Genomic DNA, 14,911 nt, shown 5'->3' with positions numbered 1-14,911 from the left:
ACGAATCCATGCGATGTCGCTTGCTACCACGTCGTCCCCGCGAACGCGGGGACCCGGTGACTCTCAACGCTGCGCCACAGGCCCTTCGAACGCCGGCCCCAGCGGCCGCAGCCGCAATCCGGCCGGCAGTTTCTTCCACGGCAGATCGGCCGGATCGGCCAGCAGCGGGCCCGGCGCCTTGGCCACCAGCACGGCCTCGGCGATCGGCTGGAAGTCGGCGCGGAAATGCACCGAACTCTTGTTGACCAGGATCTTCATCCGCTCCGGCTCGACGCCGGCCATCCGGTACAGATTGCGGTCCAGCATCTGGGCCTTGCCGGCGCTGACGACCACGTGCACGCCGCCGATCGTCAGCCGCGCCGCCGGCCCGACATCGACGTCCATGCCGTTCATCATCGGACCGTCGAAACGGCAGCGGCCATCGGACAGCTGCGCGACGCGGAAGGTCGCCTCGAACGGCGCGTCGCCCGGCACGCCGGACTGGCCGCCCAGCGCGATCGTGATATCGCTGCCGACGCCGGCGGCATGCGCGGCGCGCACCGCTTCCGGATCGACGATCAGCCCGATCGCGGCATCGGTGGCGCCGGCGCGTACCAGCGCGCGCAGCATGCCGGTCGTGTTCGAGTCGCCGCCGGCGCCGGGGTTGTCCTGCGTGTCGGCGATCACCACCGGCCGGCTCGCCGCCTGCGACAGCCGCATCGCTTCCCGTACCGCCTCGTCCGGCGTCAGGAACGGCACCGCCCAGTCGGCCTCGCGCGCGACGACCGCGTCGGTCAGCGCGGCCACCGCCTGCTCGATACGCGCGGCGTCGTCGCCATAGCCCCAGACCACGCCGCCGCATTCGGCGAAGTCCGCTGCCGGAAAGCCCGGCGTGAACGACAGCGACACCACGCCGTCCAGCTCGCGCTCGAGCTCGTCGAGCAGCGCATAGATGCCGCGCGCCGGTTCCAGGAACGTGCACTGGCCGTTGATCGGGATCAGGAAGGGCAGGCGGCGCGCCGCGCGATGCAGCGGGCGGCTGCCATGGCTGCCGTCGCCGTTGCCTTTGCCGAGCAGGCGCTGCAGCAGCTGCGCCGCGCGCGCGCCGGTGTCCGCCATGTCGACGTGCGGATAGGTGCGGTAGGCGACCAGGGCATCGGCGCTCTCCAGCATGCGCTGTGTCACGTTGGCATGCAGGTCGAGGCTGGCGACGATCGGCACGTCCACGCCCACTGCGGCGCGCAGCCGGGCCAGCAGCTCGCCTTCACCATCGTCGTGTTCATCGGTCACCATCGCGCCGTGCAGGTCCACATAGATCGCGTCGGGCCGCTGCGCGCGCGCGGCGTCGACGATCTCGCCGGCGATGCGCTCGAACGCATCGGTGGCCACATGCGCCGAAGGGCTGGCGCCGGCCCAGATCACCGGCAGCAGTTGCGCCTCACCGCGCGTCAGTTCGCCGATCGCGCGGATGAAGCCGCCCGCCGGAATATTGACGTCGCGCAGCGCCAGCACGTCGGCGCCGCGCACCATCGCGGGAAAGCCCTCGCCGCGGACGAAGTTGTCGTAGTGGGCCTTCGACGGCGCGAAGGTATTGGTCTCGTGCTGGAAACCGGCGAGAAGGATGCGCATGGGTCGGTAGTCGTTCAATTCGGATTGGAGAAACGGGGCGTCGGTGGCAAGCGGGGCAAGCGGGGCCAGGGCACGCATCCGCGTGCCCCGGCACACTTCAGCGCACCGCGGCGTGCGCGCGGTCCTTCGGCAGCCGGTTCAGCAGGATGGCCAGGCCGCCGGCGGCCAGCAGCGCCACCATCGCCAGCAGCCCGCCTTCGAGCGAACCGGTCAGGTCCTTGACCGCGCCGATCAGCGTCGGGCTGACGAAGCCGCCCAGCAGGCCGAGGCTGTTGATCAGCGCGATGCCGCCCGCGGCCGCGGTGCCCTGCAGATATTCGGACGGAATCGCCCAGAACACCGTGTAGGCGGCCCACATCGCGGCGGTGGCGACGGTGATGCTGATCAGCGACAGCGTCAGGTTGTCGGCGGTGAAGGCCGCGATCGCCAGCGTGGCGGCACCGACGAAGGCGAGCGTCGCGCTGTGCCAGCGCCGTTCCTGGCGACGGTCGGAGCTGCGCGCCGCCAGGAACATCAGGACCGCGGCGGCGACGTAAGGCAGCGCCGAATACATGCCGATCGCCATCGTGCTGGTCACGCCCGCGCCCTTCAGGATCGTCGGCAGCCAGAAGCTGACCGCGTAGATGCCGCTGATCAGGCAGAAGTAGCCGAAGGCCAGCGCATAGATGCGCGGATCGCGCAGCACGGTGGCGAAGCTGTGGTGGCCGCCGCCGGCACGCGCGGCGCCGATGTCGTGCGCCAGCAGCCGGCGCTCGCGGTCGGACAGCCAGCGCGCCTGCGCCGGCGTGTCGTCGAGGTAGAAGTAGGCGATCACGCCGAGCAGCACGCACGGCAGCCCCTCGATCAGGAACATCCATTGCCAGCCGGCCAGCCCGTGCGAGCCCGCCAGCGCGGTCATGATCCAGGTCGATACCGGGCCGCCCGCCATGCCGCCGATCGGGCCGGCCAGCATCACGATCGCCATCACGCGGGCCATGCGCGCGCCGCCGTACCAGTAGGTCAGATAGAAGATCATGCCCGGTGCGAAACCGGCCTCGAACACGCCGAGCAGGAAGCGCAGCGCGTAGAAGCTGTGCGCATCGCGCACGAACAGCATGCACGCCGAGGTCGCGCCCCACAGCACCATGATCCGGCTGATGGTCTTGCGCGCGCCGATGCGCGCCAGCAGCAGGTTGCTCGGCACCTCGAACATCACGTAGCCGAGGAAGAAGATGCCGGCGCCCAGCCCGTAGACCGCGTCGCTGATGCCGACGTCCTGCTGCATCTGCAGCTTGGCAAAGCCGATGTTGACCCGGTCCAGGTAGGCGAACACATAGCACAGCAGCAGGAAGGGCAGCACGCGCAGGCTGATCTTGCGATAGATCGGCGCCAGCGCGTCGGGCGTGGCCGCCATCGCGTCGGATGGATTCCACGAGGTGGTGGTCTGTTGCATCGATGTCTCCGGGTGCCGCAGGCACGGTGGGGGTTGGCAGGACGGGCGCTTGTTCTGATCGGGCTGCTGCTGTCGTTGTGCTGTCGTTGTGCTGTCGTTGTCCCGTAGGCCGGCATCCGCGCGGGCGCGGCCGGCCTTCGCGCATTGTTGCCAACGCGGCCGTTGAGGAACAATAGCCATCGCTGTACGATTCCGTTGCTTTTTGGTCAACGCGGGGTGGGCCAGGACCGCCGCCGCCCAACCACCTTCGCGGCCACCGTCGCCACCACCTTCGTCACCACCTTCGAGGAAACGCCGTGCCCCTGTCCCCCGATCCGAACCGCGACGGCGCCTTGCCGGCCGGACTCAGCGAACGCCGGCTGCGCTACTTCTACGCCGCCGTTGTCGCCGGCTCGATCCGCGCCGCCGCCGACAAGCTCGATGTCGAACCGTCGGTGATCAGCCGGCAGATCCAGCAGCTCGAAGGCGAGCTCGGCGCGACGCTGCTGGAGCGCCGCGGCCGCGGCGTGATGCCGACCGAAGCGGCCCAGCTGGTGCTCGACCACTACCGCGAGCGGCTCGCCGGCGAAGAGACGCTGCTGGCGCGGCTGCAGGAACTGAATGGGCTGCAGCGCGGGCAGATCCAGATCGTCGCCGGCGAGGGTTTCATCGACGAGCTGATCCACGCGGTGCTCAACGAGTTCTGCCAGCGCTATCCGAAGATCAACGTCACGCTGGAGCTGATGAACGTCAACGAGGTGGTGCGCGCGGTGGCGGAAGATCGCGCGCATGTGGGTCTGGCCTATGCGCCGCCGCCGGAGCCGACGCTGCGCGTGCTGGCCGCGCGGCGCCAGCCGGTCTGCGTGATCGCGCGGCCCGACCATCCGCTGGCGCGGCGCGGCAAGGCGCTGACCATCGCCGACATCCTGCCGTATCCGGTCGGCCTGATGACGCCGGGCTTCGGACTGCGCCAGGTGATCCAGCTGGTCGAGCTGACCGAGAAGGTCCGCTTCACGGCCGCGCTGACCACCAACTCGATCGCGGCGCTGAAGCACTACGCCAGCACCGGCCTGGGCGTGACCTTCCTGCCGGCCCTGGCGGTCGCGCGCGAGCTGGGCCACCAGCTGGTCGCTCTGCCGGTGCGCAACGCGGTGCTGGAAGCCGCCGACGCGCAGCTGATCGTGCGCGACAAGCGGCCGCGCTCGGCGGCGGTCAAGCGCCTGCTCGACTATCTGGCGGAGATGACGGTGCTGCGTGCAGACGGGGAGGGGGGCGGGCGGGCGCGCAAGGTGCGCAACCGCCGCACGGCTTGAGCGCCACGCAGCCGCGGCGGCCGGCGCCTCTGGCGGCGTCAAATATGTCGTAAAGCCAACATCACAACACAGAAGTGGACATCGTCCATTTGTGTGCTATGGTTGTGAACACTGTACACAACAGTGCAAAACGCCAGCGCGTCAACGCTCCTGAAGTCACAAGCACAAACAAAAAAAAACCAAGAACCGAAAAAGGACACCCCATGCAGCACACACTCGATGACCGCAAGCGCTGGCTCGCGCTGATGGTCCTGTGCCTGGGCGAGCTGATGATCGTGCTGGACACGACCATCGTGAACGTCGCCCTGCCGTCGATCCGCAACGAACTCGGCTTCACCGAGACCGCGCTGGTCTGGGTCGTCAACGCCTATATGCTGACCTTCGGCGGCTTCCTGCTGCTCGGCGGCCGGCTCGGCGACCTGTTCGGCCACCGCCGCCTGTTCCTGCTCGGCATCACGCTGTTCACGCTAGCTTCGCTGGCCTGCGGCGTGGCGCAATCGCAGGGCGTGCTGGTGGCCGCGCGCGCGGTGCAGGGTATCGGCGGCGCGGTCGTGTCGGCGGTGGCGCTGTCGCTGATCATGGACCTGTTCTCGACGCCGTCCGACCGCGCCAAGGCGATGGGCGTCTATGGCTTCGTCTGCGCGGGCGGCGGCAGCATCGGCGTGCTGCTCGGCGGCCTGCTGACCAGCGCCTTGAGCTGGCACTGGATCTTCCTGGTCAACCTGCCGCTCGGCGTCGCGGTCTACGCGCTGTGCCTGGCGTTGATCCCGAACCTGCCGGGCTCGGCCAACGGTCAGCGCCTCGACGTCGGCGGTGCGGTGACGATCACGGTTTCGCTGATGCTGGCGGTCTACGCGGTGGTCAACGGCAACGAGGTCGGCTGGCTGGCCACGCAGACCGTGTCGATGCTCGGCATCGCGGTGGCGCTGCTGCTGGTGTTCCTGCTGATCGAGTCGCGCGTCGCGCATCCGCTGATGCCGCTGGGGCTGTTCCGGCTGCGCAATGTCGCGGTCTCCAATGTGGTCGGCGTACTGTGGGCCGCCGCGATGTTCGCCTGGTTCTTCATCTCGGCGCTGTATCTGCAACTGGTGCTGGGCTACACGCCGATGCAGGTCGGCCTGGCATTCTTGCCGGCCAACCTGATCATGGCGGCGTTCTCGCTGGGCCTGTCGGCGCGCCTGGTGATGCGCTACGGCGTGCGCGCGCCGCTGGCCGCCGGGCTGCTGCTGGCGGCGCTGGGGCTGCTGCTGTTCGCGCGTGCGCCGGTCGGCGGCAGCTTCGTCGTCGACGTGCTGCCCGGCATGCTGCTGCTGGGGCTGGGCGCGGGCATCGCGTTCAATCCGGTGCTGCTGGCGGCGATGAGCGACGTCAAGCCGAGCGATTCCGGCCTGGCCTCGGGCGTGGTCAACACCTCGTTCATGATGGGCGGCGCGCTTGGCCTGGCGGTACTCGCCAGCCTGGCGGCGGGCCGCACCGCGGGCGTGGCCGCGGCCGGCGGCGCGCCGGCCGACGCGCTGAACGCGGGCTATCACCTCGCGTTCCTGGTCGGCGCGGTGTTCGCGCTGGTGGCCGCGGTGCTGGGCGGCATGCTGTTGCGCACGCGTACCGCGCCGGTGTCGGTGACGCCGGAAGGCGCCGAGGCCGCCGCCGAAGGCGGTGCGACGGAAACGGGCATGGCCGCGCCCCATGGCGGCCATGCAGCCTGATGGTCACCGCACTGAAGCTGGCCGCCGCGCCGCCGCCGCGCACGACCTATCGCCACGGCGATCTGCGTCGCGCGCTGATTGACGCCGGCATCGCGCTGGCAAGCGACGGCGGCCCCGACGCGGTGGTGCTGCGCGAGGCGACGCGCCGCGCCGGCGTAGTGCCCAATGCCGCCTACCGGCACTTCGCCAATCGGCAGGCGCTGTTCGAGGCGGTACGCGCGGCGGCGCTGTCCGCGCTGGCGGTGGCGATGGAAACCGAATTGGCCGCCGCGGCCGAGCAGGTCGACCGCAATGACCCGGCCGCCAGGGCGCGCGCCGACCTGCGCGCGATCGGCGCCGGCTATCTGAAGTTCGCGCAGACGCAGACGGGTCTGTTCCGCACGGCCTTCGCCACGCCGAGCATGGTGGAGGACGACCCCGATCCCGCCAAGGCCGGCCCCGGCGGCCTCAATCCCTTCCAATTGCTAGGCGCCGCGCTGGACCGGCTGGTCGCGGCCGGCGTGCTGCCCGCCGAGCGGCGCCCCGGAGCCGAGTACCTGGCCTGGTCGGCGGTGCACGGGCTGGCGCTGCTGATCATCGACGGCCCGCTGCGCCATGCCGACGAAGCGCTGCGCATTGCGCTGGGCGAGCGTGTGCTGGCGATGGTCGAGAAGGGGCTGTAGCGCGCTGCGAACGGCAGGGCTGGCGTTGGCCGCGCGCCCCCAACGCGGCCAATGCGCCGTTTCACACTCGCATGCCGATGCGGCAATACATCGCTATGCGTACATTCCTCACATGTTTTCAGTAGCCCGCGTCCGGGATGCCGGCAAAGATGGCGCCTCGCTTCCACTCGACGAGGACAAGCATGTTCACCGTATTGAAGTCGTGGCTCTCCGGCACGCCGCAGCCGCTGTATCTGTCCGCCGCGCCGGCCACCGGCCGCATGACGTTGGCCGATCGGCAGAACGATGAGGTATCGATCGCGTTCATCCACGCCGATGTCAACGCGCCGCCCACCGCGGAGCGAGGGTCGGCGCCGGCCCTCGTCGAGATCTACCGCTGCAGGCAGAGCCGCGCGGAATACCTGCGCGAAGCGCTGGCCTTGCACGTCGATGGCGGGAGCAATCCACGCCGGGATGCCGGCATTCAGCCGGCACCGCGCCGCGGCGAAGCGCGGGTTCCGGCGGCACCGCACGATGGCCGCGAAGCGCTGCGATACCACGGCCGCAGGAATGCGCCGATGCGGCAGCGGGGCCGGCCACGCCCGGCCGGCACGCGAGCGCGCCCGCTGCGGCTCGGCGGCGGTTCGGAACCGTGCTTGCCGACCCAGATTGTCCATATATCGCGGTGCCTGACCGAACTGGGCCAGGACGATCCCGGCAGCGGCCGGGACGGCATCGGCATCGGCATCGCGACGCTGGCCGGGATCGACTCGCCCGGGCTGTCGCGCTCGATCTACGACATGGGGCGCGGCTGGTGAGGCCGGCCGATCAGTCCGCCGCCGCCACCTTGACCGGCCGCCCCGTGAACGGATAGTTCGGATCGGTATAGCCCGGCGTCGACGGATGTCCGGGCGCCACCAGCGCATCGACCATCGCTTCTTCTTCGGGCGACAGCGTCGCGCCGATCGCCCCGAAATAGTCCTCGAACTGCGCCAGCGTGCGCGGACCCGCGATCACCGAGGTGATCAGCGGATTGGCCAGGACCCATGCGGTGGCGAACTGGCCGGCCGTCAGGCCGCGGCCCTCGGCGTGGGCCTTCAGCTGCTGCGCGATGACCAGCGATTCCTCGCGGAACTCGGTCTGCATCATGCGGCGATCGGCGCGTCCGGCGCGCGTGCCGGCCTCCGGCGCTTGTCCCGGCAGGTACTTGCCGGTCAGCACGCCGCGCGCGACCGGGCTGTAGGGCACCACGCCGAGCCCATAGTATTCGCAGGCCGGCAGGATCTCGACCTCGGGCATCCGGTTCAGCAGGTTGTAGTAGGGCTGACAGGCGACCGGCCGCGGCACGCCCAGCTGATCGCACAGCCGCGCGATCTCGGCGATGCGCCAGCCGCGGAAGTTCGACACCGCCCAGTAGCGGATCTTGCCGTCGCGCACCAGATCGCCCATCGCGCGTACGGCTTCCTCGAGATTCTCGTCGGCGTAGTCGCGATGCAGATACAGGATGTCGATGTAGTCGGTCGCCAGCCGCCGCAGGCTGTCCTCGACCTCGCGCAGCACCCAGACCCGCGAGTAGTGGCCCTGGTTCGGCGCGGAACCCATCGCGTTGCCCAGCTTGGTGGCGAGAATCCACTGCTGCCGATCGGCCTCGATCAGCCGGCCCACCATCTGCTCGGAGCCGCCCTTGCTGTAGACGTCCGCGGTGTCGATGAAGTTGACGCCATGGTCGCGCGCGCTCGCGACGATGCGCCCGGCCTCGGCCTCGTCGGTCTGGTCGGCGAACATCATCGTGCCCAGGCACAGCGCGGACACCTTCAGATTGCTGCGGCCCAGGCGGCGGTATTCCATCTTGAATTCGGACGTTGCGGACATGGGGATTCCTCGTAGGGGAAGGTAAGGGAAGGACGGAAGCGAAGAGGGCGGAACGGACGAAGGCAAAAAAAGCAAGGATACAACGGGGTGCGCTCGCGCCGCAGGACGGTCACCGGCTCACGGTGGTCACCGGCGCGGCCCCGCCGGCTCGGCCGACAACGCCTGCCACTGCGCTCGCGTGAATGCGTACAGCGATTGCAGCGCGGGCGACAGCGAGCGCGCCGCCATCCGCGCGATGCCATAGCGGCCGCGGCGGCGCGGATCCGGCGGCATCGGCACCTCCGCCATCGAGCCCTCGGCGCGCTGCTGCCGCGTGATCGACAGCACGCCGAACAGCAGCGTATCGGTGTTCAGCGCCACGCTGCGCAGCACGTCCAGGTTGTCGCAATGCAGCGTGATCAGCCGCTCGGGCGCGGCCTCGGGCCCCCACAGTTCGATCAGCTGGCGGCCGATGATGGCGCTCAGCGTGGTCGAGGCAACCGGATAGGCGCGGATCGTGTCGATATCGAGCCGGCGCTTGCGCAGGATCGGATGGCCAGCCCGGCAGACCAGTCCGGCGCGCAGCTCGCCCAGCGTCTCCAGGTCGATGTCGTCGGCGGCGCGCAGCACATAGGCATCGCCGACGATCGCGTCGATCGCCTCGCTGCGCAGCTGCTCGAGCAGCGCGCTGGTGGCGCCGGTTTCGGTGCGCACCCGGATGCGCGGATGGGCCTGCGCCATATGCGCGAGGAACGGCGTCAGCAGCAGCGCGGCCGGTGCGGGCGCCATGCCGATCGCCAGCGACCCTTCCTCGCCGCCGCGCAGCAGGTCCAGGTCGCGCCGCAACTGCCGCTCTTCCAGCCGGATGCGCCGGGCGCGCTCGGCCACCAGTTCGCCGAACACCGTCAGCCGCGCGCGCCGCGCACCGCGGTCGAACAGCGGCGCCTTCAGTTCGTCCTCGAGCGCGCGGATGCTGCGGCTCAATGCCGGCTGCGTCAGGTGCACGGCCCGCGCCGCTTCTGAGAAGGTCCCATGCTCGATCACCGCGAGCAGGTGCAGCAGCTTCTGCGTATCCATGCCAATCCGTTATGGAAGTCGTTAGATATTTGCATTTGAATCATACATCGCGGCTCCCTATGATGGCCCCACAACAACAGCGGGCGCTGCCTCGTCGCCTTCCGGCGCACCGCACACCGGCCATCGGACCAAGGAGACAAAAGCATGCTCAAGCTGTTCATCGGTCTCGGCATCCCGTATCTCGGGGTGATCGGACTCCTGCCCTGGGTGGCGTCGGTCGAGCGGTTCGTGCTCGGCGTTCCCTTCATCTACGCCTGGATCTTCGCCTGGTTCGTGCTGACCTCCGGCTGCATGCTGCTGTGCTGGCTGCTGTTCGACCGCCACGCGTCCGACGATGCCGTCGACGCATCGCATCGCCCTTGAAGGAGCCGCCATGACCACCGCGGTATTTCTCGGCTTCATCGCGCTGTCCCTCTACCTCGCCATCCGCTCCCGCCAGGGGCGCGGCGCGCAGAGCGTGCACGACTTCTTTGTCGCGTCGCGCCAGTTCGGCGCCTATCTGGTCTTCTTCCTGGCGGCCGGGGAGATCTACAGCATCGGCACGATGGTGGGATTTCCCGGCGGCATCTATGCCAAGGGACCGACCTACGGCATCTGGTTTCTCGGCTATATCCTGCTGGCGTACCCGCTCGGCTATTTCCTCGGTCCGCGCATCTGGCGCGCCGGCGCGCGCTACAACGCGATCACGCTGCCGGACCTGTTCAAGGGCCACTATGGCAGCCGCGCGCTGGAGCTGATCGTCGCGGCCTCGTCGATCCTGTTCCTGCTGCCGTGGGGCCAGTTGCAGTTCACCGGTCTGGTGGCCGCGCTCAAGGGGCTGGGCTGGCATGTCGATCCGCTGCACCTGGTGCTGATCTCGGCCGGGCTGGCTTTCACCTACATCGCAATCTCCGGTGTGCGGGCCTCCGCCTATATCGCGATCCTGAAGGACGTGCTGATGGTCGTGGCGATCGTCGCCACCGGCGTGGCGGTGGGCTGGAAGGCCGGCGTCGCCGACGTCTTCCACGCGGCCAGCATGCAGGTCAGCAACCAGATGAGCGAGACGCAGCTGCGCTTCTCGATGAGCACCATGCTGTTCCAGGCGATGGGCTTCTACATGATGCCGTTCGCGGTGCAGAACTTCTTCACCGCGAAGAGCGCCAACACGATCCGGCGCACGCAGGTCGCCATGCCGCTGTACATGCTGATGTATCCGTTCCTGGTGCTGGCGTCCTACTACGCGATCAGCCAGAACCTGCAGCTGGCCTCGCCGAACGAGGCGTTCTTCGCCGCCGCGGTGCGCCTGCTGCCGGACTGGCTGCTGGGACTGGTGACGGCCGGCGCGGCGCTGTCGGGCCTGCTGGTGCTGGCCGGCATCTGCCTGGCGATCGGCCCGATCGTCACGCGCAACCTGATGCCCGGCCTGCCCGAGCCGCGGCAGAAGCAGGGCGCCAAGGTGGTGATCGCGATCTATCTGGTGCTGTCGATCGTGATGACGCTGGTCACGCCGAACCTGATGCTGACGCTGATCAATACCACCTACTACGGGGTGACGCAGTTTTTCCCGGGCGTGATGGCTATCCTGTTCTCGTGGAAGGTGCGGCCCCTGGCGATCGCGCTTGGCATCCTGAGCGGACAGGGCCTGGCCATCGCGCTCTACCTGCAGCAGGCCGATTTCGGCGGCATCAACGTCGGCCTGGTCAGCCTCGCGGTGAACCTGCTGGTGACGGTGCTGGTGAACCTGGTCCCGCGGCCGGCGCGCGTGCAAGCGGCATGACGTCCCGCGCGGAATCTCCCAATCTTCTGAAAGCCACGATGACTCACGATGAAGCGGCGCGCACGCGGATATTCCACGCGCGCAAGATCCTGACGATGAACCCGGCCCAGCCGCAAGCAACGCACGTGGCGGTCCGCGACGGCAGGATCGTCGCGGTCGGCGCGCAGGGGGACATGGCGCCCTGGGCGGATGCCAGGGTCGACGACACCTTCCGCGACAAGGTGCTGATGCCCGGGCTGGTCGAGGCGCACTGCCACCTGATGGAGGGCGCGATGTGGGAGGCCGTCTATGTCGGCTACTTCGACCGCCGCGATCCGGACGGCCGGCTGTGGCGTGGCCTGCGTACGCTCGATCAGGTCATCGACCGGCTCGCCAGCGCCGCCAGCCGGCTAACCAAAGCCGACACGCCGCTGCTGGCCTGGGGCTTCGACCCGATCTACTTCGGCACCGGCCGCCTCGGCGTCCAGCAACTGGACCAGGTGTCAGCCACACGGCCTATCGTCGTGATGCACGCCAGCGTCCATCTGATGAACGTCAATTCGGCGATGCTGGCGCTGGCCGGCATCGACGGGGACACCGATATCGAGGGCGTGCACAAGGACGGGCACGGCAGGCCCACCGGGGAGCTGCAGGAGTTCGCGGCGATGTTCCCGGTCCACCGCGTGATCGGCAAGGGCCTGTCGCTGGCGGCGGCGGAGGACCCGCAGGCGGTGCGCCGCTTCGGCCGGGTCGCGCAACTGGCCGGCGTCACCACCGCGACCGACCTGGTCAGCGACCTGTCGCCGGCCGGCCTCGACACGCTGCGCGCGGTCACCGCCGCCGACGACTTTCCGCTGCGCATCGTTCCCGCGTTCTCCCCGCAGCGCAATCCGGAAGGCGGTCCCGAACGCGTCCACGCCGCCGCGCGGACCGGCACCGACAAGCTGCATTTCGGTCCGGTCAAGTTCATCGTCGACGGTTCGATCCAGGGCTTTACCGCGCGCCTGCGCGCGCCCGGCTACGCGGGCGGCCAGCCCAACGGGCTGTGGCTGATTCCGCCGGCGCAGCTGCTGGCATGCTTCACGCCGTTTCACCTGGCCGGCCTGCAGCTGCATATCCATACCAACGGCGACGAGGCGACCGAGGTCGTGCTCGACGCGCTCGAGGCCATGCTGGCCCGTCATCCGCGCGCCGACCACCGGCACACGCTGCAGCACTGCCAGCTTGCCGATGCGGCGCAACTGGCGCGCGCCGCGCGGCTCGGGGTGTGCATCAACTTCTTCTCGAACCATCTGTACTACTGGGGCGAGGCGCACGCCGACCAGACCGTCGGCGCGCAATGGGCCGCGCGGATGAATCCGGCACGCTCGGCGCTGCGGCTGGGCATTCCGGTCGCGATCCACTCCGATGCGCCGATCACCCCGCTGAACCCGCTGTTCACGGCATGGTGCGCGGTGCAACGCGAGAGCGCGGCGGGCCGCGTGCTGGGCGAGGGCGAGCGGCTGACCGTCGGCGAGGCCTTGCACGCGATCACGCTGGGCGCCGCGCATACCTTGCGCCTGGACCATCTGATCGGCAGCATCGAGCCGGGCAAGCTGGCCGATTTCGCGGTGCTCGAGCAGGACCCCACCGCGGTGGCGCCGCACGCGCTGAAGGACGTCCGGGTCTGGGGCACGGTGCTCGGCGGGCGCGTCTTTGCGGCGCCGGCACGATGAACGCGCGGCCGCCCATTCCGTTGGTGGTGGTCGGCGGCTATCTGGGCGCGGGCAAGACCACGATGCTGAACCGGTTGCTGGCCGGGGCGCAGGGACGGCGAATCGCCGTGCTGGTCAACGACTTCGGCGAGATCAATATCGACGCGGCGCTGATCCGTCGCCGCAGCGACGACGTGATCCAGCTCGAGAACGGCTGCATCTGCTGCTCGATCGGTGGCCGCCTGGCCGATGCGCTGCTTGCCATCGCCGCGCGTCCCGAGCGCCCCGAGTTGCTGGTGATCGAGGCCAGCGGCGTGTCGGATCCGCAGCGGATCGCGCAGATCGGCCTGCTCGATCCCGCGTTCCGGCTCCATGCGGTGATCGTCGCGATCGACGTTGCCGGCGTTTTCGAAGCGTTGCGCGATCCGCTGGTCGGCGACATGGTGCGGCGGCAGATTGCCGGCGCATCGGTGCTGGCGCTGACCAAGGCCGATCTGGCCGACGCGGCGACGGCCGAGACCGTCGCGGCGTCGGTGGCCGGCATGGCGCCGCGGGCCGCCGTGCTGACGGCACGGCATGGCGCACTGCCGCTGCCGGTCTATCTGGATGTCGCGCCGCCGGTGGAGCAGGGTCCGCTGCTGGCGCGTGGAAGCCAGCGCTGGAGCCGCCCTGACGCGCTGCATCGGGGCATCGTCACCTTCGCCTACCGCACGGGCCGGGCCTTCGACAAGGCGCGCTTGCGGCAGGCGCTGAAGACGTTGCCGGTGCGCCTGCTGCGGGCCAAGGGCCTGGTCGCGTTCGATGGCGATGCGCGTTCGCATGCCGTGCATGTCGTCGCGGGGCGGATGCGGGTCGAGGCCATCCCGCATGCATGCGGGCAAGCGCCAGACGAATCGGCGCTGATCTTCATCGGCCCCTTCGCCGCGGACGACGAGACCACGGTGCGCGCCTGCCTCGACGCGGCGCTGGCCTGAGCGCGCCGCGCCGGCTTACTGATACAACACGCGCGGCAGCCACAGCCCGATGTCAGGGAACGCGTACAGCAGCACCAGCGCCACCACCTGGATCGCCATGAACGGCAGCATGCCGCCGAAGATCTGGTTCAGCGTGACATGCGGGGGCGCCACGCCCTTCAGATAGAAGGCGGCCATCGCGACCGGCGGCGACAGGAAGGCGGTCTGCAGGTTCAGTGCGACCAGCAGGCCGAAGAACAGCGGATCGATGCCGAAGTTGTCCAGCAGCGGCACGAAGATCGGCATGAAGATGATGATGATCTCGGTCCATTCCAGCGGCCAGCCAAGCAGGAAGATGATCACCTGGGCCAGGATCATGAACTGCAGCGGCGTCAGGTCCAGCGACATCACCCACTGCTCGACCAGCGCCTGGCCCCCGAGCAGCGCGAACGCGGCCGAGAAGATCGACGAGCCGACGAACAGCCAGCAGACCATCGCGCTGGTCTTGGCGGTCAGGAACACCGACTCCTTGACCACGCCATAGTTGAGCTGGCCGTAGGCCGCCGCCAGCAGCGCGCCGCCGAGCGCGCCGACCGCCGCGGCCTCCGTCGGCGTGGCCAGGCCGAACACGATCGAGCCGAGCACGGCGAGGATCAGCACCGCCAGCGGGAAGAACGACGACAGCAGCTGCTTGAAGATCTCCATCCGCGCGAAGTCGAAGCGCCAGTAGAAGTACAGCATCGCCACGCAGACCACGGCCAGCGTGATCCAGAACCAGTTGGGCGCCTGCGGCGCGGTGGCCGGCGGATTGGCGGTGTCGGCACCGGGCGGGCTGGGCGCGGCGGCGGCCGGCGCGGGCGCGGCATCGGCCTGCGGCGATGGCGCGGCGGGGGTGGCGGGGGTGGCAGGATCGCCCGGGGCT

Annotated in this window: 13 protein-coding genes; 8 read left to right on the top strand and 5 right to left on the bottom strand. The window is 69.5% G+C overall.

Features of this window, described 5'->3' with window-relative positions; genetic code table 11:
- Nucleotides 1-63 precede the first annotated feature (63 nt).
- Both F7Q96_RS19770 and F7Q96_RS19765 read right to left on the bottom strand, forming a co-directional pair.
- On the bottom strand, nucleotides 64-1,608 hold the full coding sequence (locus F7Q96_RS19770) for a M81 family metallopeptidase (protein WP_053823651.1): 1,545 nt from the start codon (nucleotides 1,606-1,608) through the stop codon (nucleotides 64-66).
- A 97-nt stretch (nucleotides 1,609-1,705) separates the two neighbouring features.
- Nucleotides 1,706-3,040: an MFS transporter gene (locus tag F7Q96_RS19765; protein WP_082371706.1), complete on the bottom strand. Its 1,335-nt coding sequence runs from the start codon at nucleotides 3,038-3,040 to the stop codon at nucleotides 1,706-1,708.
- A 296-nt stretch (nucleotides 3,041-3,336) separates the two neighbouring features.
- Between F7Q96_RS19765 and F7Q96_RS19760 the strand changes: the two genes are divergently transcribed.
- From F7Q96_RS19760 to F7Q96_RS19745, 4 genes are all read left to right on the top strand, one after another.
- Complete coding sequence (locus tag F7Q96_RS19760) at nucleotides 3,337-4,332, top strand: LysR family transcriptional regulator (RefSeq protein WP_082371707.1); 996 nt, start codon at nucleotides 3,337-3,339, stop codon at nucleotides 4,330-4,332.
- A 203-nt stretch (nucleotides 4,333-4,535) separates the two neighbouring features.
- Nucleotides 4,536-6,038: an MFS transporter gene (locus F7Q96_RS19755; protein WP_053823653.1), complete on the top strand. Its 1,503-nt coding sequence runs from the start codon at nucleotides 4,536-4,538 to the stop codon at nucleotides 6,036-6,038.
- Nucleotides 6,038-6,700 carry a TetR/AcrR family transcriptional regulator gene (locus tag F7Q96_RS19750; RefSeq protein WP_053823654.1) on the top strand — a complete coding sequence of 221 codons (663 nt, stop codon included), beginning with the start codon at nucleotides 6,038-6,040 and terminating at the stop codon, nucleotides 6,698-6,700. The genes F7Q96_RS19755 and F7Q96_RS19750 overlap by 1 nt, the downstream gene beginning before the upstream one ends.
- 182 nt (nucleotides 6,701-6,882) lie before the next feature.
- Nucleotides 6,883-7,497: a hypothetical protein gene (locus F7Q96_RS19745; RefSeq protein ID WP_151023165.1), complete on the top strand. Its 615-nt coding sequence runs from the start codon at nucleotides 6,883-6,885 to the stop codon at nucleotides 7,495-7,497.
- 10 nt (nucleotides 7,498-7,507) lie between these two features.
- Here the strand turns inward: F7Q96_RS19745 and F7Q96_RS19740 are convergent, their stop codons facing one another.
- Both F7Q96_RS19740 and F7Q96_RS19735 read right to left on the bottom strand, forming a co-directional pair.
- Entirely contained in the window at nucleotides 7,508-8,527 is a 1,020-nt protein-coding gene (locus F7Q96_RS19740; protein ID WP_390885726.1) for an aldo/keto reductase, read from the bottom strand.
- A 150-nt stretch (nucleotides 8,528-8,677) separates the two neighbouring features.
- On the bottom strand, nucleotides 8,678-9,607 hold the full coding sequence (locus F7Q96_RS19735; RefSeq protein ID WP_151023163.1) for a LysR family transcriptional regulator: 930 nt from the start codon (nucleotides 9,605-9,607) through the stop codon (nucleotides 8,678-8,680).
- 144 nt (nucleotides 9,608-9,751) lie between these two features.
- Between F7Q96_RS19735 and F7Q96_RS19730 the strand changes: the two genes are divergently transcribed.
- The 4 genes from F7Q96_RS19730 to F7Q96_RS19715 are packed head-to-tail and all read left to right on the top strand — an operon-like array spanning nucleotide 9,752 to nucleotide 14,010.
- Complete coding sequence (locus F7Q96_RS19730) at nucleotides 9,752-9,970, top strand: DUF3311 domain-containing protein (RefSeq protein WP_053823657.1); 219 nt, start codon at nucleotides 9,752-9,754, stop codon at nucleotides 9,968-9,970.
- A 10-nt stretch (nucleotides 9,971-9,980) separates the two neighbouring features.
- Complete coding sequence (locus tag F7Q96_RS19725) at nucleotides 9,981-11,363, top strand: sodium:solute symporter family protein (RefSeq protein ID WP_151023161.1); 1,383 nt, start codon at nucleotides 9,981-9,983, stop codon at nucleotides 11,361-11,363.
- A 38-nt stretch (nucleotides 11,364-11,401) separates the two neighbouring features.
- Nucleotides 11,402-13,057, top strand: a complete 1,656-nt coding sequence (locus tag F7Q96_RS19720; protein WP_053823658.1) for an amidohydrolase — start codon at nucleotides 11,402-11,404, stop codon at nucleotides 13,055-13,057.
- Nucleotides 13,054-14,010: a CobW family GTP-binding protein gene (locus F7Q96_RS19715; protein WP_053823659.1), complete on the top strand. Its 957-nt coding sequence runs from the start codon at nucleotides 13,054-13,056 to the stop codon at nucleotides 14,008-14,010. The genes F7Q96_RS19720 and F7Q96_RS19715 overlap by 4 nt, the downstream gene beginning before the upstream one ends.
- A 15-nt stretch (nucleotides 14,011-14,025) precedes the next feature.
- On the opposite strand, the gene F7Q96_RS19710 is transcribed toward F7Q96_RS19715, so the two are convergent.
- Nucleotides 14,026-14,911, bottom strand: an 886-nt coding sequence (locus tag F7Q96_RS19710) for a TRAP transporter large permease subunit (protein WP_151023159.1), incomplete at its 5' end; no start/stop codon positions are given.

The organism is Cupriavidus gilardii, from assembly GCF_008801915.1.
Taxonomy (GTDB): Bacteria; Pseudomonadota; Gammaproteobacteria; order Burkholderiales; family Burkholderiaceae; genus Cupriavidus; species Cupriavidus gilardii.
Note: the sequence above shows the minus strand (reverse complement) of the source record. Positions and strands in the feature narration are given on the sequence as shown.

Bases quoted from the DNA above. Each gene is read 5' to 3' on its own strand.
- F7Q96_RS19770 (WP_053823651.1), bottom strand. From the start codon at position 1,608: ATGCGCATCCTTCTCGCCGGTTTCCAGCACGAGACCAATACCTTCGCG.
- F7Q96_RS19765 (WP_082371706.1), bottom strand. From the start codon at position 3,040: ATGCAACAGACCACCACCTCGTGGAATCCATCCGACGCGATGGCGGCC.
- F7Q96_RS19755 (WP_053823653.1), top strand. From the start codon at position 4,536: ATGCAGCACACACTCGATGACCGCAAGCGCTGGCTCGCGCTGATGGTC.
- F7Q96_RS19750 (WP_053823654.1), top strand. From the start codon at position 6,038: ATGGTCACCGCACTGAAGCTGGCCGCCGCGCCGCCGCCGCGCACGACC.
- F7Q96_RS19745 (WP_151023165.1), top strand. From the start codon at position 6,883: ATGTTCACCGTATTGAAGTCGTGGCTCTCCGGCACGCCGCAGCCGCTG.
- F7Q96_RS19740 (WP_390885726.1), bottom strand. From the start codon at position 8,527: ATGGAATACCGCCGCCTGGGCCGCAGCAATCTGAAGGTGTCCGCGCTG.
- F7Q96_RS19735 (WP_151023163.1), bottom strand. From the start codon at position 9,607: ATGGATACGCAGAAGCTGCTGCACCTGCTCGCGGTGATCGAGCATGGG.
- F7Q96_RS19730 (WP_053823657.1), top strand. From the start codon at position 9,752: ATGCTCAAGCTGTTCATCGGTCTCGGCATCCCGTATCTCGGGGTGATC.
- F7Q96_RS19725 (WP_151023161.1), top strand. From the start codon at position 9,981: ATGACCACCGCGGTATTTCTCGGCTTCATCGCGCTGTCCCTCTACCTC.
- F7Q96_RS19720 (WP_053823658.1), top strand. From the start codon at position 11,402: ATGACTCACGATGAAGCGGCGCGCACGCGGATATTCCACGCGCGCAAG.
- F7Q96_RS19715 (WP_053823659.1), top strand. From the start codon at position 13,054: ATGAACGCGCGGCCGCCCATTCCGTTGGTGGTGGTCGGCGGCTATCTG.